Genomic DNA, 21,746 nt, shown 5'->3' with positions numbered 1-21,746 from the left:
GCCTAGCCCTGAGAGCGGCGTTCTAACAGTTGGAACCTTCGCGAACAACACGAGGCTGGTTGCCGGAACCCGAGATTGCACGATTCTCGCTGCGCCCCTATCGTGGCACCTCATATTTCTCGACCAAACCCCTGAAACAAGGCGGAAAAGCGATGTCTTCCACCCGCGTGATCAAGGCCAACGGGATCGATCTGTTCATCCGCGAAGCCGGCAAGGGTCCGCTGGTGGTACTGTGCCACGGCTGGCCGGAGCTGTCGTACTCCTGGCGCCACCAGATCCCGGCACTTGCGGATGCCGGTTTCCACGTGGTCGCTCCGGACATGCGCGGCTACGGCCAAAGCGCGGCGCCGGCGGACGTCACCGCCTACTCGATTTTCGACACGGTCGGTGATGTCGTCGGCCTGGTGCAGGCGCTCGGCGAGACCAAGGCCATGGTGGTCGGCCACGACTGGGGTGCACCGGTGGCCTGGCACGCGGCATTGTTCCGGCCCGATATCTTCACGGCGGTCGCGGGGCTGAGCGTACCGCCGCCGTTCCGCGGCCGGGGCAAGCCGCTCGAGCTGTTGCGCCAGGGCGGCGTCACCAATTTCTACTGGCAGTATTTCCAGACACCCGGCGTCGCCGAGGCCGAGTTGGAGCATGACGTCGCCCGGACCATGCGCATCGTGCTGGGCGGGCGCGGCCTTGCCGATCCCAGCGCCGCCATGTTCGTGCAGGACGGCAAGGGCTTTCTCGGCCATGGCAATCCCGAGGAGCCGCTTCCGGACTGGCTCAGCGAGGCTGAGCTCGCCAATTTCACCGAGACGTTCCAGAAATCCGGCTTCCGTGGTGGGCTGAACTGGTATCGCAACCTCGACCGCAATTGGGAGCTGACGGCGCCCTGGCAGGATGCGCAAATTCACCAGCCCTCGCTGTTCATCGCCGGCTCGGAGGATGCCGTCATCACGGGGCTGATCGGGGCCAAGCGCGTCAACGAGCTCGCGCGCGTGCTGCCTAATCTGACGCGGAAGCTGATCATCGAAGGCGCCGGCCATTGGGTGCAGCAGGAGCGGCCCGACGAGGTGAACGCGGCGTTGCTGGCATTCCTGCGCAACGTGTCGTCAGGCTAGCCGAGCTCCTTCCGCATCGCGACGTGCGACGTGTTCGCCTCGCCAATTTCGACAAATCCGCATCTCAGGTAAAAGCGCCGCGCGGGCGTATTGCTCGCGAGCACCGTGAGCGTGAGCGCCGCGACACCGCGGTTTCTCGCGCTCGCTTCGAGCCCTTCGAAGACCGCCGTGCCGAAGCCGCGACCACACTCCTTCGACAGCAACGCGATGTCGACGATGTGCCAATGCTCATCTGAGCAATGGAGCAGGAGTCGACCGATCGCAGCCGCGCACCGCGTGATGATCATTGACCTCGCGGCCGGAAATCGCTCGCTATAACCAGCAGCCTGGCTGCGGAACTGTTGCGCAAGCACCTGTTCAAGCAAGAGCCCGGACAGGCCGGCTGCCTCGAACTGCTCCTCTCTGGCGTCGCGGAACAGGCGCCATACGAAGGCCTCGTCGTATTGCGTTGCTGGCCGAATCCGCAAGTCAAGGTCGTCCGGACTGATCTCGACGAACATCTCGTCAACCATCACGCCGCGCGTGCCGGATCATGAGGAGTTAAAGGACGGGAAAATTCCGCTGTAGGCGATGCACCAAATCAGCGCCTGGGTCGGCTGCATGTTGTCGTGAGGAATCCCTTGCCCCTTCAGCGTCATGGCGTTCGGCGCCAGGGTGGTCGTGCTCGGCAGCGGTACGAATCCGTTGAAGATGGGGTCGATGGCTGCCATGTTCGATGACGTGCCGGGACCGGGCGCGGCGTTTGCCGCCGTCTTGCTACCGAGTTGCAAGCCGTGAGTGTGCGCAGCCATCTCGCCGATGGCCAGTCCGACCGTCGGGCTGCCGATGGACTCGCCGATCACGCGCGGCTGCAGACCCGGACCGTCACCCTGGCTGTTGGTAATACTGCCACTCAGATTCGGCAGCTGGAAATTGGTCGTGCCATTGCCGCCAAACGCAGTTCCGATCAACGCGAACAGCGGCGTAAACTGCTGGATGGCAAGCAATTGTCCAAAGCACGGCAGCCAACCCTGATTGAAGCCCTGGGCCGCAAATGTAAACGGAAATGCCTGGATTTCGCCGATATACGGGTCCGCCACGAAGTCCCTCCTCGAATCCACTGAAGCGCGAAATCTATCGACCTGACCTGCGATAGCGTCATCAGCCCGATGATGGAAAGACGCCGGCGAAGCAGATGCAATAATTACCCACGACTGTCGGCATGGTGTTGTTGTGCGGCAAACTGTTGCCTGCAAGCGCGACGCAGGCCGCCATCGTCTCATACGGCGCAGCGTCCGCTGCTGGCGCGTAGAGATTTCCCGCTGACGCCGTTGCCAGATGAACCGTCGCAGACGGCGTTGGCGTTGTGGCTGTGGTGGTGGAGGACATCAGCGCGTGGCTGTGCTGGGGCATCTCGTTCTCGATCAGGACATGTCCGTCCTCGCCTGCGATCTCACCGAGCACATACAGCGGCAAAGCCGGCCCCTGGCCCTGGCCAATCGGCACCCGCCCGCGCAAATCAGGTGCATTGAAGGTCTGGACGCCATCGCCGCCATAGGTCGTGCCGATGACGGCGTAAAGCGTGTCGTATTGTGAGATCGGCAGGCTCTGTCCACTGCAGGCCAGCCAGCCATCCGGCACCCGTGGAAACCCGAACAACCGGATTTCGCCGATAAAGGGGTCTGACATCGCCGAAGTCCCTTTCAAGCTCAAAGCTGCAACGCATAGTCCGAAACGTGTCGCCTCTCACGAAGCGCAATTCGCTAAAAGCCCGATTCTGAAAGCAGCTTTCGGAAACTCGAAAGGTTCGCGGTCAAAGTCTCAGTCTCGCGACGGAAAGATGCCGTTCAGAGCAATCATGTAGTTGATGACCAGATAAGGCTGCATATTGTTGTGAGCTTGGTTGCCGCCTTCGTTCAGGACATTTGTGCCCGGCGCGAGCGGAGTCTCTCCGCCACCAGCGGTCAGGAAAATAGACTTTGGACCAGTTGGCGGAAGTGTGTTGGTACCGAAAAGGTTGTTGGCTGGAACAGCCCCTCTTCCGGCCCCCTGGGTTGTTGACGCCTGAATGATATGATTGTGGCTCGGAAGCTGTTGCGTGCTCAAGGTCGCCGAAACTGTTCCGCTGGTCATGCCGGCAGGAAAGTTACCTCCACCGCCGGTGGACCCGATAATTGCGCGGCCACGCAAATCAGGTAATCCGAACGTCCTGATGCCATCCCCACCGTAGTAAGTGCCGAGCAATGAGAATAGCGCCTGATTGGTCTGGATTGCCATCAGGGCGCCGTTGCACAGCGCCCAACCTCTCGGCACTGTCGTGCCAGCAAAGGGCATGATCTGACCCAGGACGGGCTGTAACGGCATGCTCCCCCCTATTCCAACAGGCGATCGATAACTTCTTCGTTTTGGCGAATATTTCTGCGCGGAGTTTTGACGCACGGCGGTCTGAAATCAGTAGTCCCTTACAATCATATGCTCGCTAAGATTGTTAGTGGGCGGAACCAGAACAGTCAAGCTCACCGAGCAATCATTAAAAGCAACAACTTTTACGATTGCTCGGACTGCGGAATTGTTTTTGACGATGCGCCGCCCCCAACTCTACCCCAACCTGCCGTGTTGCTAAGCTGCAACGGGTGATCGAAAAGTGCTTGGGCATGGCGGGTTTTACCGGCAACGATCGTCAGCGCGCTTGCTCGGAGCAGGTAGTCACGCCCTAATGCACGCAACCGGTAGCTGTCGGATTTTTGAGTAAGATTTTTTGCAGCGGCAAGGTCCAGTTCGAGGGCGAGCCGCGATGGGGGCGCAGTGAATCTCACGAGCCGGACCGCACAAAGCTGTCTTGCCGCGCTCCGCGTGGTTGCGTGGAAGGCAGGGCGTTTGGTCTGCTTCGCTGCTGCGGTTGTGCTTGGTACCATGGCCGCTGCAAACGCCGCCTGCAACTTCACGTCTGGATCAACCAGCAGCGCTGCGGTCACCATCAATGGAACCGGTGGCGGCAATCAAGTCGGACTTTGCGTAACCGAAGACCACGTCGTGTGGGGTCTTTACGGCACAGCGAACGGAGCGAACCCAAACGCCGACGCCAATCTCACTTATCCAGTGACGGGTGCTGGAACTCCTACCAATCTAAGCTATTCGACGGGCAAGGCCACTTACACCATTTCGCCGGTGCAGGATTCCGGCAATCTCACTTTCCCGGAATACGACATTACCTTGAACACGGTCTCCGGATCGGGGACCGACACGATCACGCTCTGGTATGCGCAGAACTGCTCATTCACCAGCAACTGTACCGGTTCATCGACGACGGACACGTCCTTCACGATTACCGTCACCCTGCCGCCACCGACGGTGACGGCAGTCTCTCCGACAAGCGGCCCCACAACCGGCAATACACTGGTGACGATCACCGGCACCAACTTTACGGGCACAGCCGGCGCCGGCGGCGTAAAGTTTGGCGGTGTCAATGCCGCCAGCTACAACGTCGTGTCGGCGACATCGATCACCGCCACCTCGCCTGCCGGAACCGGTACCGTCGACGTCACGGTAACGAATACTGGCGTGACGTCGGCAACCTCTGCCGCGGATCATTTCACCTATGTCCTCGTACCGGCCGTGACGTCTGTCTCCCCGACGTCGGGACCGACCACCGGCGGCACAACGGTGGTCGTGACCGGCACCGGCTTCACCGGCGCCACTGCGGTCAATTTCGGCGGCACAACGGCGACTGGATTCACCGTCAACTCGGCGACCCAGATTACAGCGACCTCGCCACCGGGCACCGGCACGGTCGATGTCACAGTCACGACGCCAGGCGGAACATCCGCAACAACGGCCGCCGATCAGTACACCTATGTCGCGGCCCCCACGGTCACGTCGATATCACCGACGTCAGGCCCGGGCGCGGGCGGCACGACGGTCACCATCACCGGCACAAACTTCACGGGCGTGACAGCCGTGACGTTCGGCGCGACACCTGCGAGCGGCTTCACGTTCAACTCCGCGACGTCGATCACCGCAACCTCGCCGGCCGGCACCGGCACTGTGGATGTCAGGGTCACCACATCAGGCGGTACATCGGCGACGTCAGCGGCTGACCAGTTCACCTACATCCCTGCTCCCACCGTGACGTCGATTTCGCCGACCGCAGGTCCTACGGCCGGCGGTACGACCGTGACGATCACAGGCACCAATTTCACCGGTGTCACGGCAGTGACGTTCGGCGCGACGGCGGCCGCGGGCTTCACGTTCAATTCCGCGACGTCCATCACCGCGACATCGCCGGCCGGCACCGGCACAGTCGACGTCAGGGTGACGACATCAGGCGGGACGTCCGCGACTTCGGCCGCGGATCAGTTCACCTATGTCGGCCCCCCTGTGGTCACATCGATTTCGCCGACGGCGGGCCCGCTTGCCGGTGGCACCACGGTCACGATCACCGGCAGTGGTTTTTCAGGCGCAACGGCGGTGAACTTCGGCGCAGCACCGGCTACGGGCTTCACGGTCAATTCGGCCACCCAGATCACGGCGACGTCGCCGGCGGGCACGGGCACGGTCGACATCAGGGTGACGACATCAGGCGGGACGTCCGCGACTTCGGCCGCGGATCAGTTCACCTATGTCGGCACCCCTGTGGTCACATCGATTTCGCCGACGACGGGCTCACTTGCCGGTGGCACCACGGTCACGATCGCCGGCAGTGGGTTTTCAGGCGCGACGGCGGTGAACTTCGGCGCAACACCGGCTACGGGCTTCACGGTCAATTCGGCCACCCAGATCACGGCGACGTCGCCAGCGGGCACGGGCACGGTCGACGTCAGGGTGACGACATCAGGCGGCACATCGGCCACCTCGGCCGCCGATCAATTCACCTACGTCTCCGCGCCGACCGTCAGCTCGGTCGCACCGACCTTCGGTCCGTCGACCGGCGGGACGGTGGTGACGATCACGGGCACCAATCTCACCGGTGCAACCGCCGTGACGTTCGGGGCAACGCCTGCCACCGGGGTTACGGTCAACTCAGCAACCTCGATCACCGCGACATCGCCGGCCGGCACCGGCACCGTCGACGTCAGGGTGACGACATCAGGCGGCACATCGGCCACCTCGGCCGCCGATCAATTCACCTATTTCGGCACACCGACCGTGACGTCGATCTCGCCGACTTCGGGCCCGCTTGCCGGCGGGACGGTGGTGACGATCACGGGCACCAATCTCACCGGTGCAACCGCCGTGACGTTCGGGGCAACGCCTGCCACCGGGGTTACGGTCAACTCAGCAACCTCGATCACCGCGACATCGCCGGCCGGCACCGGCACCGTCGACGTCAGGGTGACGACATCAGGCGGCACATCGGCCACCTCGGCGGCGGACCAGTTCACCTATTTCGGCACACCGACCGTGACGTCGATCTCGCCGACTTCGGGCCCGCTTGCCGGCGGAACGTCGGTGACGGTCACCGGCACCAACTTCACGGGCGCGACCGCCGTGAAGTTCGGGGCGACGAACGCAACGACCTTCACGGTCAACTCCGCGACCTCGATCAGCGCGACCTCTCCCGCCGGGGCCGGCACGGTCGACGTCTCCGTGACGACGGTCGGCGGGACGTCGCCCACCTCGGCCGCGGACCGATTTGCCTATGTGTCAGCCACGACGACGGGGCTCACGTCGTCGCAGAATCCGAGCAGTTTCGGTCAGTCCGTCACGTTCACGGCCTCCGTAAGCAGCTCGGGCGGAACGCCGACGGGGACAGTGACCTTCAACGACGGCGGCACGCCGATCGGCACCTCCGCACTGTCGGCCGGTGTCGCGACCTTCGCGACAACGACGCTCGCCGTCGGCAATCACACAATTACGGCGACCTACAATGGCAATCCAGCCTTCAACGCCTCGACCTCGCCGGCCCTGAACCAGTCGGTCGATATTCCCGCCGACAGCGCCAAGCTGCGCGCGCTCCAGCTCAACGTCACCAAGGTCGTGGCTCAGAGCTCCGGCCAGGCGATCTCTGGCGCGATCGACACCGCGATCTCGGAAGGGTTCAGTAGTGGTGGACAATACATCATTCCGGGCGCCGGCGGGGTGCGCGTCAACTTCGCCGCCGCGCCTGACGGTGACGAGGATGACAGCAAGCCTCAGTCCATCTCCCAGGGCGCCAATGCCTATGCCGGCAACGCAAGCTCCGGCACGGGCGGTCGGGGTACGCGCGGCTCATCGCGGATCGACGACGCCTTTGCCGCAATCGATCGGGCTGCGCCGGCAAAGGCCCCGCCGACGGCGCGCTTCAAGCAGCAGAAGGACTGGCTGTTCTGGGTCGACGTGCGCGGCACCGGCCTCGACCGCTGGGGCTCGTCCGGCAATATCGGTCAGGGGGCAACCCAGGCCACGCTCTACGGCCAGCAGATCAACGTGCTGTCGGGCCTGACTTACCGGGCGAAGCCCAACCTGCTGGTCGGCGTGACCGGCGGCTACGAGAACTTCAGCTACACCCAGACCGACATCAACGGAAAGCTGAAGGGCGACGGCTGGACGGTCGGTGCCTATCTCGGCTGGAAGATCATCCCGACGCTGCGCTACGACGCGGCTGTGACCTATTCGGGCATCGGCTATGACGGCGTAGCTGGCACGGCCCAGGGCAATTTCAACGGCAACCGCTGGATGTTCGCGACCGGCTTCACCGGCACCTACGGCTGGGCCAATTTCAATATCGAGCCGTCGGCCAAGGTGTACGCGCTTTGGGAGCGGGAAAACGCCTATGTCGATTCGCTCGGCACTCCGCAGGCGGCCCGCACCTTCTCCAGCGGCCGCGCCTCCGCCGGCAACAAGGTGTCCTATCCCGTGCCCTGGCTCGATAGCGTGCTGCTGATGCCGTTTGCCGGTATCTATGCCGACTACTACTTCACCCAGGATGACGCGGCCGCGATCGTCGCCGCTGGCGGCATTCCGCTGGCCTCGACACCCCTGCTCCAGGGCTGGTCGGCCCGCGCCACGGGCGGCATTGGCGCAAGGCTTGCGGGCGGGGCTACGGTCGGCTTCGGCGCCGAGCTTGGTGGCATCGGCGGCAACACGCAGATCTGGACGTTCACGGGACGCGCGCGCATCCCGTTCTGAGCGTTGCACCAGTGATGGGCAACGCAGCTGGCTGGATTTTTCGGGGATCAGTTAGAGCGTGCTGTTTTTATACGGAAACATAGCCTGAATTTTTGAGATAGTTGGCGCATTCCTGCGCGGAGAAGAGGTCGAGCAGTTCACCGACCTTGCGCCAGGTTGCCTCGACGTCACGCGGCTCTGCAGCTCGCATCAGATGTTTGAGCTTGGCGAAGACCTGTTCGATCGGATTGAGGTCGGGACTGTAGGGCGGCAGGAAGAGCAGATGCGCTCCGGCGGCGCGGATGGCATTGCGGGCGGACTTGCCTTTGTGACTGCCGAGATTATCGAGGATGACGACCTCGCCTTTTGCCAGCGTTGGCACCAGAACCTTCTCGACATAGAGGGTGAAGAGTTCCCCATTGATGGGGCCGTCGATGACCCAAGGTGCGCTGATCTGGTCGTGCCGCAGCGCTGCAATGAAAGTCATGGTCTTCCAATGACCGAAAGGCGCGGATGCCTGGAGCCGCTGTCCACTCGGACCCCAGCCGCGCAGTGGTGCCATGTTGGTCTTGATCCAGGTCTCATCGATAAAGATCAGGCGTGAAGCGTCAATCTTGCCTTGATGGGCCTTCCAGCGCGTCCGTTTACGAGCGATATCGGGGCGATCTTGTTCGGCCGGCAGGATCGTTTTTTTTGAAGCTCAGCCCTTCGGCATGCACAAACGTCCACACGGCCCGCACATCTGTCTTGATCCCGCGTGCTGCCAACTCCTGTGTCAGCTTCCGTAAGGTGAATGGCCCAGAGAGAACGCGCTTGCGTAGCCAGTCGGCATGGGCACCGGATAGAACCGGCTTCTTGTGACCACCAATCTTGCCAGGCGAAACGCCTCCAGTCTCCCGCCTCAGATTCTTCCACTTCGTTACACAGGACGGGCTGATCTCAAGCGCCTCTGCAATCGAGCGAACCGTCTCCCCTGCGTCAGCCCGCGCCAGAGCCCGTTCACGAAGGTCTTCCGAATAGGGTCGCGTCATCCATGCTGGCCTCCGTCCTCCAGCATGAACTTTGAATCAGAAATCGGCTCCCCTGGGAATCCCGATTCCGGTAAAAAACAACATGCTCTAGTAGAGACCGCGACCGCTCAGAATGCTGCGGGCCTCGGCAGCACCATCGCCCGATGACGGAGCGCCCTCAGGCGCGTAGCCGCCGTCCTGGTCGTAGGACACCGCGCGGGCATTCTGGAGCGCCCGGCCCCGGCTGCGGCTGGACGCCGACATTTCGGAGGTCGCATTGATGGAGGCGACATCGGCTGATGTGTTGCCGAGATTGTAGGGCCGCCCCTCCGGCATCGGAACGTCGCCGCGGATCGCTCCCCGACCTGAGGACGCAAGCTCCGGCACGAAGGGTCTGGCCGAGGCGACGCGAACCATCGAGGGCGTCGGCGCCGGAACGCCGGTGCGCAAGGTTGCCATCAACTGGCGATCGTCGGAGCCTTCGAGCGGCGCCCGGCCGACATATTCGACACGGACCTTCGCCACACCATTGCCTTTGAATTCAAGGAGTTCCGCGGCCTTGTTCGAGACGTCGATGAGCCGGTTGCCGTGATAAGGGCCGCGGTCATTGACGCGCACGATCAGCGACTTGCCGTTCGAGACATTGGTCACCCGCGCGTAGGACGGCATTGGCAGGGTCGGATGCGCCGCCGTCAGCGAGCCCATGTCGAACACCTCGCCATTGGCGGTCAGACGGCCGTGGAAATCATCACCGTACCAGGACGCCATACCCTCGGCGCGATAGTTCACGTCCTCCTCGGGCACATAGGTCCGGCCCGCCACCACATAGGGTTTGCCGACGCGGTAGGTCCCGCCGCCCTTCGGCACGGGATCGCCCAGAGCCACGACGCGGGGGCTCGAGGACACGCCGTATTTCGGATCGACCCGGCCGGCGAACTTGTTGGAGGAGGCGCAATTGGCGAGCGCGAGGCAGGTTACGACCGCCGCGACGCCGCGCGCGACCCGCAAAACCGAATCTGATCGTCGGATCCCCATGTACCCCAAACACCACTTTACCGAAGACGTACCCAACCCGCTTTTGGCTACGGGGAAGCACTGTCCGGTCCCTTGCTCCGAGGCGGCCCACCACCGCGTCGGAAACAGTAAGGATAACGCAACCCGAACACGGCGGAAATGGGGAGCTCACAGCCATCACGCCGGGATGGTAAACGGGGCGTTCGCTTCCCCCCGTTGATCTACGGAACACGCAGCCCCGCTGTGTGCCAGTCCTGGACATTCTGTTGCGCCAAATCCTCACTCCACCCCCATTGTCGCGAACTTCCCTGGAATTCTTTTGACTGTGCAAGGCCGCCCGCGTTCTCTCGCGTGCAAGGGCGGGATTTGGAATTTAACGATGATCGAGACGGTTTCGGCACTGATGGGTCTGGTAAGCGCGGGGATCTTCCTGGCCCATGCTTTTGAAGGTTACCGCACGAGGGCCTGAGGGCAGTCGCGCGGACGGCAAGCACCTCTTTCAAGACGGCACGTTCGGACAATTTTAAACAATCCGGCCGAGCATCGAAGACAAGAGCGGCAGGTGTCCCATGCGCAACCATGACCTCGTATCCGATGGTTTCCTGGCATTGACTGCCAGCGGTTTGATTCTGCTCTGCTCAAGCCTCGTGGCATTGGCCTTTGGCTGAGTACGAACACAGCCTTCCTTGTTTCTAACCACAACTACACCGCGATGCAGCATGCGGCCTGGTCGGCTATTGCCCTGCTCCCGGTTAGTTGATTGAATTTTTGCGTTCGCCGCCTCGACTCATTTCAAGAGGCCATCACCAACGAGGGTGACGCAAATGCTTGCTGAGAAATTTTTCCTGGTTCTTGAATCGCTGATCCGCGGTGACCGTACCTATGCCGACGGAAGCCCGCGCGTGATCAGCACCTCCCCGCACGTTCCGGTAAATCTGCCGGGCCGGAAATAGAAACCTTCGTTCTTCGGCCTGGGATCGCGCCGCTCAACGCAGGCCCAATAGCGAGCGGCGATAGAAGCTGTCGCGGGCCTCGCTCAGACAAACGAAGCTGCCGTCAAAGCCCTGACCGTATCGCCTCTGCCTCTTGCCGTAATAGACGCCTTTCCTGAAGTCGAGCCAGACCACCTGATCCTGCGGGCAATGACGTTGCGCCTGCGCCTCGTCGCGAAACGGCGTCAGCGGTGTTGCCAAGACCTCTGTGCCGCCGGCTGCGCACATCAGGACGGCGACAGCGACGGCGATCGCGCCGGATCTCCTAGCGAACACAGTCCAAGACATCCCCTCACCTCCCGATCCCGCGACAGCCGACAGGCAGGGTAACACGACACGCCATCGCGCCGTGAAAGGCCGCACCTGCGCCTCGCGTCTTCCACCGGCCATCTTGCCGGGTTAGATGAAACCAAGATCATCTCGCTGCGAGGATGCTGCCTGAATGTCGGTTGAGCCTGAGCCCAGAACCAAGCCCGAGACCGGACCCGGCCCGGCCTCGCCGCGCCTGGGCGTGCTGCCGGCGATCATCTTCGGCTCCCGCTGGCTGCAACTGCCGCTCTATCTCGGGCTGATCGTGGCCCAATGCGTCTACATCGTACTGTTCCTCAAGGAGCTCTGGCATCTCTCCTGGCATGCGATCGACCTCACCGAACAGCAGATCATGATGAGCGTGCTGGCGCTGATCGACGTCGTCATGATCTCCAATCTGCTCGTGATGGTCATCGTCGGCGGCTACGAGACGTTCGTTTCGCGGCTCGACCTGCAGGGGCATCCCGACGAGCCTGAATGGCTTGGCCACGTCAATGCGAGCGTCCTGAAGATCAAGCTCGCCATGGCCATCATCGGCATCTCTTCAATCGCGCTTTTGCGCACCTTCATCGAAGCCGGCAATCTCGGCTCGGACCGCGCCAGCTTCACCGAGAACGGTGTGATGTGGCAGGTACTGATCCACATCACCTTCATCGTCTCGGCGCTCGGCATCGCCTACGTCGACAAGCTCAGCGATTCCGGCATGCGCGAGCACGGCGAGTGAGGCGCAAGGGCCAGCCTACTTGTCCGCTTCAACCTGCTGAATGACCTGGTGCAAGCATTCCTGGAGCTTCTGCGCGACCTGCTCACGCGTCACGCCCTTGCTGGCGAGATCGTCTGACACCTTGCCCACGACGCCGTCGATCGTCCGGCTCTCCAGATTGTCCGTCACCAGCGCGGTCACATAGCTTGCCGCGGCTGGGCCGCTGAGCCCGAGCTGCGCCGCCGCCCAGTGGCCGAGTAGCTTGTTGGACCGGGCCGTGGCCTTGAACAGGAGCTCCTCGTCGTGGGCGAATTTGGCTTCAAAGCCCTGCTCGCGCTTGTCGAACGTGGTCATGGTCAGCTCCAATGCTGTCGTCTGATGCGGATCGGACTAAGTGAACGTCTCCGTGGTTCATGTGAGTTCAGGATCCTTTGAAGTTTCCGGCGGAAGGCAAACGCCGTCAAGCCCGCCAATGCAGGCGGCCGGGCGCCGCACCAGCTCCGCGCCAGCCAGGTCGGCTAGGCAGAGATGTTTACCAATCGTTAAGCAGACTCAGCGCCGCATGGCCCGGGACATCGAGAGCTGACGCATGAACAAAGAGTTGCGGGAGTTTCGACGGCTTCAACGGGTCTGCCTGGAACAGGCCGCCCTCTCCACCCTTGATCTCGCGAGAAGCGGATTGCTCAAGGTCGCCGACGATTGCCGGATCGCAGCCGAAGCGATCGAGGCACAGTCTCCCCGTGGCGCGCTAGCAGGTGCCGTGCAAGCACTGAAACTCGCCCTGGGCGTTACGCGTGTTGCGGGCCGGCACTAAGCCGGCCCACAAAACCGCGTTCGGTCAAGTCTTCGGCTCAGCCGATTCTCGCGCGAGTCGCTCGGCTCTCAGCCGTTCCTTGTTGGCGTAGAACGCCTTCTGCGCCTGCTCGTGGTCGCGCATGGCCTTTTCGGCCTCGACGCGGCGTACCGCATCGCGCGCCTGGCGCTGTTCGGGGGTCAGGGGTTTGCGTCGAAAGGAAAGATCTTCAGCCATGGCAAGGTAACGCGGCCACGGGAGAAAAGTTCCGCTGGCCCCCGCGGCGCCGCCCGAGAGTCCCATCGGCTCCCGACATGCCTGCCAAAATGTCGAAAACAACCCCATGCACAGTAGCCTGTGCGTGTCGGATCAAAGGGTTGCACTACCCGCCTCGCGCGTCCCGCAAAGCCCGATTTGACACGTCGGGCAAAACAGGCGCAAAATGCGATTATTCCGAAATCGCCTGTTGCGGGCGTGTCCCCGGTGGCGGTGTGGCTCGGTCGAGCGAAGCCGCCCCCCTCGCCCGAGGCGTTCAGCTTCCCTTGCGCGTGGTCCCCGACTGCGCCCCGCCAAGACCCGGATTGATCACCAGCGACGCGCCAGCGGCGCCGCCGGCCTCGTAGGCCGTCATCGACACCATCCGGCTGCCGCCGCGCTGGGTCCGGAGCTTGAGGTCGAGCTTGTCGAATTCCGCATCGACCACCGAGGTCTTGAGGACGACCAGCCCGCGGCCGGTGCTTTCGTTGACCTGATCGCGACCGGCCTTGATCGCCAGCAGCCTGTCCGCGATCGACGCGACCATCCCGAGCGCGAAGGAGGCATTGGCCAGATGCCGCTCCTGGTGCCGGAACCTGCTGTAGTCGACCGAGGTCTTGAAGCGGCCGAGTTCGGCCCGCACGGCGCCGTCGATCAACTCGGCCAGATAATGCGCGACCTCGATATCCGCGCCGAGACCGAAGAACACATAGCTGCTCTCGCCGGCCGCGTTCTTCTCGCGCCAGACCCGGCAATCGCAGAAATGCGCGATCGCGCCAATGCAGTCGTCCAGGGGAATTCGCTTCTTGCGATGGGTCTCGTAGACCCTCCGTTCGCACGGCGAGGCGCGCAGCTCGACGTCGGAGAGCGACAGATCGTGGCGATCCAGCAGCTCGGCGACCTTCGCGGCGGCAGACAGCGCCTCGTCCTCGGTGCAGCCATTGGCGATCGTCTTGGCGCGCAACGCCTGAATGCGGAGCTTCAGCTTGTCGAGCGCGGCCGGATTGAACGTCTGATTCACCTATCACCTGTCCGGGAAATCTCGACCGGCGGCCCCCGGGCGAATAGGAAGGGCTGTCCGTCAACCTCGTTGATCTAACTCGTCTTTTTTACGCCTCGGAATAATAGCTACGGTGTTTGCAACGGGTCGTCTCAGCACCATCTCAACCGTCGTTCTACGCCCCGAGCGTGCCTTGCGGCCTGCCGCCCAGGCCCTCGTTCACAATGGCTGGGGAGCGGATCCAAGGCGCGCACGGACGACCTGAGCAAATCGATCACTTAGCACCCTTCTCCGCTGTCGTGTCCAACACATGACCAATAAACGCGGATAGACTTTCATCGGTATCTCACGAAACCATTTCGCAAAGCGGCGAAGTTCCCCCGAAACAATCCGCCCTTAGCGTGATTGCCAATCAATAAGGGGGATGGCGATCATGTTGAACATGCTTCTGGACGCGATCTACGCGGGGGTCGTTTCAGCCTCGATTCCCGGCATGAAGGCGCAGGGTGCAAACAGCAGGGCGCTCTCTAGCACCGCCGCCGCGTGCGCAGCTTGGCTACCGGAACTGATCGAAACGCTGGATAACGTCGCTGCGCTTCCTGCGCCCAATCAATCCGAAATCGACGCATGCCACGCTCGGTTGCGACTTCCAAGCGAACCAGCTGAGCCGACGCTACATTGAGTGCATCTAACCTCGTTACACGCAAGACATGCCTAGACCCCGCGCAAATGATCTTCATAAAACCCGGATTTAATTTAAATGGAACAAATTTAATAAAATCTGTGTTATCTGGGGATGAATGGGAGTTTAGCTCCATGCAAGACGAAGAACTGGCTCTTCAAGCCGTCAGCGATGCGCAGCGTATTTTGGAAGAATACCTAAAGCCGCAACCGCGCAATAACGAGCGCGCCCTTCTCGACCAATTGGTGGAAGTTCTCGATCGGCCAAGCCTTATTGTGGCGGTCGGGCGGATGCATCACCGTTAGCCTCTCGCGCCAGCTTCAACCATTCTTCAGCGAGGGCGAGCCGAGTTCTTCGTCTGCACTGTTTCGTGCATTGGCGGCGCGGCTTCAGCATTCTTCTGCAAAAGTCACATACTTCTCGGTCTCGACGCCCATGGGACCACTCCGCACGGCCGCGTGAATGGTTTCAGGGTCAAAAGTCGCTCTGGTGGCGATTGAACCTCGAGTTACTCCAACTGGACCAATCTTCGCCGGGGTTTTGCACCATCCCCCCGGGGCTGGAAGCCGCCGCCCGCAATGTATTTAAGCGGGCGGCGTTTTTGCATCCAGCGAGGCGCCGATATCGGGGCTGGCGGAGTACCGGAGCCCACAGACGCCTGACGATTATGCGCCTATTCAGGCCGACGTCGTCATTCTCACGGATGATTTTTCTCAATCGCACGGACAAAAGGTTATCGGATTTCGGTGTGCGACAGCTCGCTCTTCAGCGCCTGGAGGAGCTCGTTCAGCGACCCTCTTCCATCCGATTTTATCATCGGCCTGCAGAACGGAACATCGTTCCCAAACATAACGGTGTTCGTCCTGCCACTGCGACCGACTGCGCCATTACTTGATCTTCAAGCGGCGCGCCCACGGCGGCGGACGTCGAGAAGCTGCAGAGCGCAATTGACGACTATGTCGAGCAGCTGGCCGGCGGCCGCAACCGCGCTCCCGCGAAGTCAGTGCCTATCGGATGACATGTTCCCGCGCCTCTGCGCTTGCCTCAGGAACGTATTGCGTCAATCGCGTGGGCGATCAGGATTGCTACGCTAACCGAGATGATGATGATGACCAGCAGCCAAACGATCACATTCGTCTCCATCCACGCTATGGAGTGAACGCGCTCGATCGCGCACAGTCAAAAACAACCAGCCGAAAACCTTAATTTCGGGCGGACTGAGGATTCAATGCAACTATTGCGTCCGCCGTCGGCCCTATCGGCGAAATGCTAGCAGAAGAAGAACACCAACGACACACGCCGCGAGTATGAGAAACAAAATACCCACGTCTCCCCCGACTTGAGTCTTCCTCAAGCTTAATTCTTCAATTGAATTGCGGGAACCAAATAATGCGCATAGGACCCTACATTAATCGTTTAATGAGAGTATTTCGCAATGTTCCTTTGTGCCTCAATGGCGTTAGCGTCATTATTTTTGGCAGCCGTGGTCTTCGTCGCCTACATCGCCCGTGAACTTCCCGGAGTTATATTTTTAAGCGACGACTAATCTTGATCAGATTTTCTTAAATAGATTTATTTTATATTATTTTCTGGGGACGGTGCCGTGGGGGACATACGCGGCCCTGTGCTTGGGGAAGGCCCGCCCCGCAGCCAGCCCCGGCGGGCCTTCCTCGAAATGCGTAGCGGTATCGCTTCGCGGAGGTGACTTTAAAGCATCCAGGCAAATCTCAGCCAGGCGGACACCGCGAAACAAACCGCGACGCCGAGGTACGGCAGAGACATGCTCATCGGAATCTCCAGGCAAGAGATTACGCAGGGCTGGCGACCCTTCCCGTGCTCGCATTGACGGCGAGCCTGACGTTGCTTCTTGCAGGCGGGGCTTTCTTGGGATGCCGTCCACTTAGGACTTCGACTTCTGCTCGCGCAACGAGAGCGCGCAGCCGCTGGATCTCCAGCATGATATCGTTCAACTTTTGGGTTTCCTCAGAAATGTGTCGCACACGCAGGCTGTAAATATCCATCGCGCCCTCACTAATCGGACATAAAAACAACTTGGCAAAAAACCCGGCTATAGGAGCAGCGTAGCTGTATTTTCCAACTCGGGAAATGGCCCCCGTAATATTTAATGAAAATGAACGGCCAGCAGCCGTGTACCGGCGAGTCTCTGTTCGTGGGCTACCAAGCGATCAGTAGACCTGTGCACACGCCGAGATAAAGATGCGGAACCCAACATAAGGCCGCCTTCGCAACCCGGCGGACAACGAAAAGCCCTGGCTCTCCAGTTCAAGAGCTAGCGCTCTCCTTGCGTTGCCCGTTTGAGTTCGAAGGGCTGCCGGGCGGAGAAACTGTATCCCGCTCATGCTAATCAGCGTTACCGGAGTCGTCCCTACTGCCGGCGGTCGTGCAGCCGTCGGCGCAAGCCGAAAAGGCATCGGTGAGCAAGGCCGCCACTGAGGCGGGCGTCACCAACCTATCGCATGCTGCACACCACGAAGCACAGCTACGGTGCTTCGTGTGGAGCGGCCATCGTTCCAGCGATGATCCACTGCATATGCCGCAACGGCAGCAAAGATGATGGCAAATCCAATCTTGCCCATATTCAATGGCGCTCGCCCGCGCTCCAAGAGAATTTCGGAAGCAAATTGCTGCGCAAAAAATGTCGTCTGACGAAAGCGTCGGCGTGGACGGAAGTTGGTCCTCAGGGAAAGGCCGCAGGGTGGTTCCAGCCCCCACTGCGGCCATCCCGGACAACTGAAAATTGATCGGTACTCAAATCTCGCCGGTGTTCTCACAGTAGAACACCCCGTTCCGAAATTGAAGTCGATATAACTACCGGAATCCGATTTCGACGTATTGTGGCCAAATTGCCAACATGGCACAGCTCACTTTCCAGCCCCAATGCTCCCGGCTGCCGATCCAATTGCGGATTAGAGCGCCGGGAGTGCTAGGTTCTGTACCCATAACCATTGAGCGTTTGCGTTTGTCGTGATTCAAGGTCCTGGGAGGACCTTGATCATGGCCCGGTACGATGTTTCGGAGACCGAGTGGCGTTTGATCGCACCGCTGCTGCCCAACAAACCGCGGGGCGTGGCACGGGTGGACGACCGACGCATCATCAATGCGATCTTTTATGTTTTGAGGACGGGCTCGCCCTGGCGCGATCTGCCCAGTCGCTACGGGCCTTATACGACCGCCTATAATCGCTATAACCGCTGGTCGAAGGCTGGCGTCTGGCTGCGGATTTTCGAGACACTTGCGGCGCAATCACCCGGATCCCTGCACCTCATAGACTCTTCGATCATTCGCGCTCACCAGCATGCAGCCGGCGGTAAAAAGGGGGCCCGGATCACGCCATTGGCCGTTCTCGTGGAGGACTGAGCACCAAGATCAACGCCGTCGTGGATGAGAATGGCCTTCCATTGCGGATCGTGCTCTCCGCCGGACAGGCATCTGACAAGGCCGCCGTGGCAGCCCTGCTTGAGGGACTGCCGCCGGCCCGCGCGCTCATTGCCGATCGCGGCTACGACGCTCAGGCCATCGTCGAACTGGTTCGCCAGCGCGGCAGCGAGGCGCACATCCCGACCCAGCGGGACCGTAAAGTTCAGCGCTCGGTCGATCCGGGTCTTTATCGCCAGCGCAATATGATCGAGCGCTTCTTCTGCAAACTCAAACACTTCCGCCGCGTCGCTACGCGCTTCGACAAACTCGCTAGAAACTTCCTCGCCGCCGTTCTGCTGGCATCAACGAGACTTTGGCTCCGAGCTTATGAGTCCACGACCTAGGCCTGCGAGCGTGAACCGGCCCGCCGGGTCACCCGACTCTCAGATTTTCAGCTGACGTTTTGCCTTTGCTGCTCGTTTCTTCGTAGCTCACCTTAGCACCCTCGTTGAGGCTGCTCAGGCCGGCCCTCTCGACGGCCGAGATATGGACAAATACGTCCTTGCCGCCATTGTCAGGCTGAATAAACCCATAGCCTTTTGTCGCGTTAAACCACTTTACCGTCCCTGTAGCCACGTCCGCCTCCTGCTTGAGCAATGTCTCCAGCCTAGATCGAGCAGGCGAGGCACGGCAAGAAAAACTCGCGAGCTTGATCCGGCGTGCTGCCCTCCCGCCCTCCCACCAGCGGCGCGAACCGTTTCGCACCCCGGCGAAATCTTCTTGGGGCTGTTGAGCACACTCGTCGTCGCCGGTGGCTCTGTGTTCGCATTCGGATTGTCGTCAATAGACTAGCCAAAATCGGCCCCGCACCTGATCCTTGAGCCGGCGGTAGCTTATCGGGGCACCGGTCGCTTGAGCCAACATTCGCACGAGCGATCGATTGCTGCCGCTATGGACGTGTTTGGAAAGCTATCAACCAGCGGTCCCCCGTAGGATCCGCCAAAATCCATCCGGAGCGCACTGAGCCTTCGCGCCGCTCTGAATATCCTCGGCCGCCGCACCGACGCTTCCCTCGTTTGGGTGGCTTGGAAAAAGAAGGCCATCGACGACCTTCACCGCATAGCCGCGCCGGATGTATGCACCGGCACGTCCGATCAAGAAGCTTGGCAAGTCCTCTCCCGAAGAGGTTTGGATGGCAGAGGACATTGTTGCTCGACGAACTGGTGGCTACACAAAAATGAAGTCTTGCGCTGTCAATGCGTGCTGACTGTGAACGATAACGTCGTTGCCAAGGCCGAACGTGATGATGCTCTCGTGCGTAGTATCGTTGAAAGCAGAGATAGCCAGCTGCCCGAAGTTACCGATCCCAAGGCCACTGACGTCGATGTGATCCTTGCCAGATTGAGAACCTGCGGTCTGGCCGAAGTCCTCGATCTTGTCGTGGCCGTTTGCTGCTACAAAAACGAAACTGTCATTTCCTCCTTGCGCCTTTCCGATAATCAGTTGAGCGTCGCCCCACATGTCGTCATTGCCCGTGCCACTTACGATGGTATCGTTCCCGCCCCGCGCCCGGTCGGCCAATAGTTGGGCGTCGCCGACCAGGGTATCATTGAAGGACCCAGCTGAAAGGCCGCTTGCGTCGTCCCCTCCTGTAAGGATGTCGTTTCCGCCTACCGCGTGACCGGACATGTTTAAGGCATCGCCATAGGCAGTGTTCGTTGATCCTATTCCTCCAGTGAAATGATCCGCTCCGCCGACCGAGTTACCAATCATTTCGAGTCCGGCATCGCCATAGAATGTATTTGTCGTATTTTGAGCGCCGAAGAACGTATCGCTGCCGCCCCTAGAGCTTCCCGACATCTGGCCGGCGGCATCTCCGAAGAACGTGTTAGTTGCCGTGTCTTGCGAACCTGACGCGGTGAACGTGTCATCGCCGCCCATTGAAGCGTCGGACATGTTTCCGCCAGCGTCGCCGAAGAATGTAGCGGATGCTCTGATGGACAAGAAGTTATCATTGCCACCGTGGGTATGACCTGACAGGTTGCCGCCAGCGTCGCCGTAAAAAAACACCGCCGACCCTATAGTTCCGCCGGCGCTGAACGAGTCATCTCCGCCCGATGCGTTTTGAAGCAAGTCACCACCCGCATCACCAAAGAAGGAGAAAAGGAAGACGGTGTTTGGAGGGCCGCCCCCACCAATAAGTGCGGTCAGGCTATCATTTCCTCCATGACCGTTGTTCGTGATGCTCCCGCCAGCATCGCCATAGAATGCGTCAACAGGCAGCCCCCGACTTGCCAGCATCGAAGCCGTATCGTTACCGCCCGCAGCGTTATTGGAAATATTGCCTCCAACATCCCCGTAGAAAGTGCCGGTCCCCTGGAACGTGTCGTCGCCGCCTACAGCATGCCCTCTTAAATCCTGCCCCGCGTCCCCATAGATGGTCGAGGTGCCATCACCGCCAGACGATACGAAATGGTCATTTCCACCTGTTGCGTATTGCGAGATGGAGCCGGCAGCGTCGCCAAAGATAGTGAAAGTGCTGAAGTTGACGGCAATGGTGAAAGTGTCGGTGCCTCCTCTCGAATGGCCCGACATGTCGCCGCCCGAGTCACCGGCGAAGACGAAATTGGTGAATACAGCCCTTCCAAAGAAGGCATCGTCGCCGCCGATAGCAAATCCCGTTATGTCTCCGCCAGCGTCGCCATAGAAATAGCTGCTCAGCGGTGCTCCCGCTTTACCTCCCGACGTTTCCGAAAAGGAATCATTTCCGCCTAAGGCGTGGCCCGATAGTCTGCCACCGGCATCGCCGTAAAAGCTGTTGGTCGCGGTTCCCAGCCCCGTAAAGCTATCTGATCCACCAACTCCAAAATCGGTGATGTCGCCGTTTGCGTCTCCAAAGAAAATGTTTGTTGCGTTAGCTCCACTGACGAAGGTGTCGTTACCTCCCGAGGCGTGGTTTAGGATGCTTCCACCAGCGTCTCCGATCAAAACGTTGTAGGTGCTGTCAATTCCCGCGTAAGCCTCATCGTCGCCCACTTGAGTTCCGCGCAAACTTCCGCTTGTGAAGGAGATTTTCGCCATTTTACTCGCCCTTAAATATATTGCTGTTCTATTTTAAATATTAAATGCAGGCCAATGTAAATATTGGCTGCAGATTGATGGTTGTCAAATGAGTTGAATGCGCATTTAGGTCGAGCTGAGAAGGGATGACTCTTGCCTCCCGTCGTGCCGGTTCAACGCGATAGAGTGCTGGTCGAGATGCGACGTCAGACGTCGCCAATACTGTTGCTCAACGCGCGACCGATGCCGAAGTCTACGCGGCATTGCAGAGCTTGATCGCGGAGACCTGCAGCTCTCGCTGCCGCTGTTCGGCACCGCACGTAGAGAGAGCGCTGTTGGTACAGGCTAAAGCACCAACGAAAGCGACATCCACGCA

The 21,746-nt window shown here is 60.6% G+C and carries 20 protein-coding genes; 7 read left to right on the top strand and 13 right to left on the bottom strand.

All coding sequences use genetic code 11. The features are described from left to right. Positions 1-152: 152 nt before the first annotated feature. On the top strand, positions 153-1,109 hold the full coding sequence (locus WHZ77_RS16950; protein ID WP_375314644.1) for an alpha/beta fold hydrolase: 957 nt from the start codon (positions 153-155) through the stop codon (positions 1,107-1,109). Here the strand turns inward: WHZ77_RS16950 and WHZ77_RS16945 are convergent. From WHZ77_RS16945 to WHZ77_RS16925, 5 genes are all read right to left on the bottom strand, one after another. Beyond that, a complete protein-coding gene (locus WHZ77_RS16945) occupies positions 1,106-1,621 on the bottom strand; it encodes a GNAT family N-acetyltransferase (RefSeq protein ID WP_375314643.1) in 516 nt (171 codons plus the stop codon). The two genes, WHZ77_RS16950 and WHZ77_RS16945, sit on opposite strands and share 4 nt — an antisense overlap. A gap of 18 nt (positions 1,622-1,639) precedes the next feature. Next, complete coding sequence (locus WHZ77_RS16940; RefSeq protein ID WP_375314642.1) at positions 1,640-2,188, bottom strand: phage tail protein; 549 nt, start codon at positions 2,186-2,188, stop codon at positions 1,640-1,642. Positions 2,189-2,249: 61 nt separating this feature from the next. Then, positions 2,250-2,777, bottom strand: coding sequence for a phage tail protein (locus tag WHZ77_RS16935; protein WP_375314641.1), 528 nt, complete (start codon positions 2,775-2,777; stop codon positions 2,250-2,252). A gap of 132 nt (positions 2,778-2,909) precedes the next feature. Then, a complete protein-coding gene (locus WHZ77_RS16930) occupies positions 2,910-3,452 on the bottom strand; it encodes a phage tail protein (protein WP_375314640.1) in 543 nt (180 codons plus the stop codon). Positions 3,453-3,634: 182 nt separating this feature from the next. Then, positions 3,635-4,066, bottom strand: coding sequence for a hypothetical protein (locus WHZ77_RS16925; RefSeq protein ID WP_375314894.1), 432 nt, complete (start codon positions 4,064-4,066; stop codon positions 3,635-3,637). Between WHZ77_RS16925 and WHZ77_RS16920 the strand changes: the two genes are divergently transcribed. Then, positions 4,002-8,195, top strand: a complete 4,194-nt coding sequence (locus tag WHZ77_RS16920) for an IPT/TIG domain-containing protein (RefSeq protein WP_375314639.1) — start codon at positions 4,002-4,004, stop codon at positions 8,193-8,195. The genes WHZ77_RS16925 and WHZ77_RS16920 overlap by 65 nt on opposite strands. A gap of 67 nt (positions 8,196-8,262) precedes the next feature. On the opposite strand, the gene WHZ77_RS16915 is transcribed toward WHZ77_RS16920, so the two are convergent. From WHZ77_RS16915 to WHZ77_RS16905, 3 genes are all read right to left on the bottom strand, one after another. After that, positions 8,263-9,205, bottom strand: a protein-coding gene (locus WHZ77_RS16915) for an IS630 family transposase (protein WP_375309090.1) whose coding sequence is annotated in 2 segments (ribosomal slippage) — positions 8,263-8,868 and positions 8,870-9,205 — 942 coding nt in all. Because the reading frame shifts where the segments join, the coding sequence is not laid out codon by codon here. 87 nt (positions 9,206-9,292) lie between these two features. Continuing rightward, positions 9,293-10,219: a septal ring lytic transglycosylase RlpA family protein gene (locus tag WHZ77_RS16910; RefSeq protein WP_375314638.1), complete on the bottom strand. Its 927-nt coding sequence runs from the start codon at positions 10,217-10,219 to the stop codon at positions 9,293-9,295. A gap of 965 nt (positions 10,220-11,184) precedes the next feature. Beyond that, positions 11,185-11,478: a hypothetical protein gene (locus WHZ77_RS16905; protein WP_375314637.1), complete on the bottom strand. Its 294-nt coding sequence runs from the start codon at positions 11,476-11,478 to the stop codon at positions 11,185-11,187. 154 nt (positions 11,479-11,632) lie between these two features. On the opposite strand from WHZ77_RS16905, the gene WHZ77_RS16900 reads away from it, so the two are divergent. Then, positions 11,633-12,223 carry a TIGR00645 family protein gene (locus tag WHZ77_RS16900; RefSeq protein ID WP_375314636.1) on the top strand — a complete coding sequence of 197 codons (591 nt, stop codon included), beginning with the start codon at positions 11,633-11,635 and terminating at the stop codon, positions 12,221-12,223. A gap of 15 nt (positions 12,224-12,238) precedes the next feature. Here WHZ77_RS16900 and WHZ77_RS16895 read toward each other — a convergent pair whose 3' ends face one another. Further along, positions 12,239-12,556 (bottom strand): DUF1476 domain-containing protein, encoded by a 318-nt coding sequence (locus WHZ77_RS16895; RefSeq protein WP_375314635.1) that lies wholly within the window; start codon positions 12,554-12,556, stop codon positions 12,239-12,241. A 235-nt stretch (positions 12,557-12,791) separates the two neighbouring features. Here WHZ77_RS16895 and WHZ77_RS16890 point away from each other — a divergent pair, with 235 nt between their 5' ends. After that, the gene (locus WHZ77_RS16890; protein ID WP_375314634.1) at positions 12,792-13,016 is read left to right on the top strand and encodes a hypothetical protein; all 225 of its coding nucleotides are present in this window, start codon (positions 12,792-12,794) and stop codon (positions 13,014-13,016) included. A 24-nt stretch (positions 13,017-13,040) separates the two neighbouring features. On the opposite strand, the gene WHZ77_RS16885 is transcribed toward WHZ77_RS16890, so the two are convergent. Further along, the gene (locus WHZ77_RS16885) at positions 13,041-13,232 is read right to left on the bottom strand and encodes a hypothetical protein (RefSeq protein ID WP_375314633.1); all 192 of its coding nucleotides are present in this window, start codon (positions 13,230-13,232) and stop codon (positions 13,041-13,043) included. Between the two features lie 295 nt (positions 13,233-13,527). Beyond that, positions 13,528-14,271 carry a DUF2786 domain-containing protein gene (locus tag WHZ77_RS16880; protein WP_375314632.1) on the bottom strand — a complete coding sequence of 248 codons (744 nt, stop codon included), beginning with the start codon at positions 14,269-14,271 and terminating at the stop codon, positions 13,528-13,530. Positions 14,272-14,683: 412 nt separating this feature from the next. Between WHZ77_RS16880 and WHZ77_RS16875 the strand changes: the two genes are divergently transcribed. The 3 genes from WHZ77_RS16875 (at position 14,684) to WHZ77_RS16865 (ending at position 18,714) form a co-directional block, all read left to right on the top strand. Next, positions 14,684-14,932, top strand: a complete 249-nt coding sequence (locus tag WHZ77_RS16875) for a hypothetical protein (RefSeq protein ID WP_375314631.1) — start codon at positions 14,684-14,686, stop codon at positions 14,930-14,932. Between the two features lie 134 nt (positions 14,933-15,066). After that, a complete protein-coding gene (locus tag WHZ77_RS16870; protein ID WP_375314630.1) occupies positions 15,067-15,237 on the top strand; it encodes a hypothetical protein in 171 nt (56 codons plus the stop codon). A 2,710-nt stretch (positions 15,238-17,947) separates the two neighbouring features. Continuing rightward, positions 17,948-18,714, top strand: a protein-coding gene (locus WHZ77_RS16865; RefSeq protein ID WP_339026611.1) for an IS5 family transposase whose coding sequence is annotated in 2 segments (ribosomal slippage) — positions 17,948-18,272 and positions 18,272-18,714 — 768 coding nt in all. Because the reading frame shifts where the segments join, the coding sequence is not laid out codon by codon here. Between the two features lie 28 nt (positions 18,715-18,742). Here the strand turns inward: WHZ77_RS16865 and WHZ77_RS16860 are convergent. Both WHZ77_RS16860 and WHZ77_RS16855 read right to left on the bottom strand, forming a co-directional pair. Continuing rightward, positions 18,743-18,946 (bottom strand): cold-shock protein, encoded by a 204-nt coding sequence (locus WHZ77_RS16860; protein ID WP_375314629.1) that lies wholly within the window; start codon positions 18,944-18,946, stop codon positions 18,743-18,745. A 591-nt stretch (positions 18,947-19,537) separates the two neighbouring features. After that, entirely contained in the window at positions 19,538-21,391 is a 1,854-nt protein-coding gene (locus WHZ77_RS16855; protein WP_375314628.1) for a hypothetical protein, read from the bottom strand. Positions 21,392-21,746: the final 355 nt, after the last annotated feature.

The organism is Bradyrhizobium sp. A5, assembly GCF_042076515.1.
Classification (GTDB): domain Bacteria; phylum Pseudomonadota; class Alphaproteobacteria; order Rhizobiales; family Xanthobacteraceae; genus Bradyrhizobium; species Bradyrhizobium cosmicum.
The sequence above is the reverse complement of the archived record's forward strand: the minus strand, read 5'-3'. Positions and strand labels throughout refer to the sequence as shown.

Excerpts from the sequence above, each read along its gene's own strand:
- WHZ77_RS16950 (WP_375314644.1), top strand. The coding sequence starts at position 153 with ATGTCTTCCACCCGCGTGATCAAGGCCAACGGGATCGATCTGTTCATC.
- WHZ77_RS16945 (WP_375314643.1), bottom strand. The coding sequence starts at position 1,621 with ATGGTTGACGAGATGTTCGTCGAGATCAGTCCGGACGACCTTGACTTG.
- WHZ77_RS16935 (WP_375314641.1), bottom strand. The coding sequence starts at position 2,777 with ATGTCAGACCCCTTTATCGGCGAAATCCGGTTGTTCGGGTTTCCACGG.
- WHZ77_RS16930 (WP_375314640.1), bottom strand. The coding sequence starts at position 3,452 with ATGCCGTTACAGCCCGTCCTGGGTCAGATCATGCCCTTTGCTGGCACG.
- WHZ77_RS16920 (WP_375314639.1), top strand. The coding sequence starts at position 4,002 with ATGGCCGCTGCAAACGCCGCCTGCAACTTCACGTCTGGATCAACCAGC.
- WHZ77_RS16925 (WP_375314894.1), bottom strand. The coding sequence starts at position 4,066 with ATGGTGACCGCAGCGCTGCTGGTTGATCCAGACGTGAAGTTGCAGGCG.
- WHZ77_RS16910 (WP_375314638.1), bottom strand. The coding sequence starts at position 10,219 with ATGGGGATCCGACGATCAGATTCGGTTTTGCGGGTCGCGCGCGGCGTC.
- WHZ77_RS16905 (WP_375314637.1), bottom strand. The coding sequence starts at position 11,478 with ATGTCTTGGACTGTGTTCGCTAGGAGATCCGGCGCGATCGCCGTCGCT.
- WHZ77_RS16900 (WP_375314636.1), top strand. The coding sequence starts at position 11,633 with ATGTCGGTTGAGCCTGAGCCCAGAACCAAGCCCGAGACCGGACCCGGC.
- WHZ77_RS16895 (WP_375314635.1), bottom strand. The coding sequence starts at position 12,556 with ATGACCACGTTCGACAAGCGCGAGCAGGGCTTTGAAGCCAAATTCGCC.
- WHZ77_RS16890 (WP_375314634.1), top strand. The coding sequence starts at position 12,792 with ATGAACAAAGAGTTGCGGGAGTTTCGACGGCTTCAACGGGTCTGCCTG.
- WHZ77_RS16885 (WP_375314633.1), bottom strand. The coding sequence starts at position 13,232 with ATGGCTGAAGATCTTTCCTTTCGACGCAAACCCCTGACCCCCGAACAG.
- WHZ77_RS16875 (WP_375314631.1), top strand. The coding sequence starts at position 14,684 with ATGTTGAACATGCTTCTGGACGCGATCTACGCGGGGGTCGTTTCAGCC.
- WHZ77_RS16870 (WP_375314630.1), top strand. The coding sequence starts at position 15,067 with ATGCAAGACGAAGAACTGGCTCTTCAAGCCGTCAGCGATGCGCAGCGT.
- WHZ77_RS16855 (WP_375314628.1), bottom strand. The coding sequence starts at position 21,391 with ATGGCGAAAATCTCCTTCACAAGCGGAAGTTTGCGCGGAACTCAAGTG.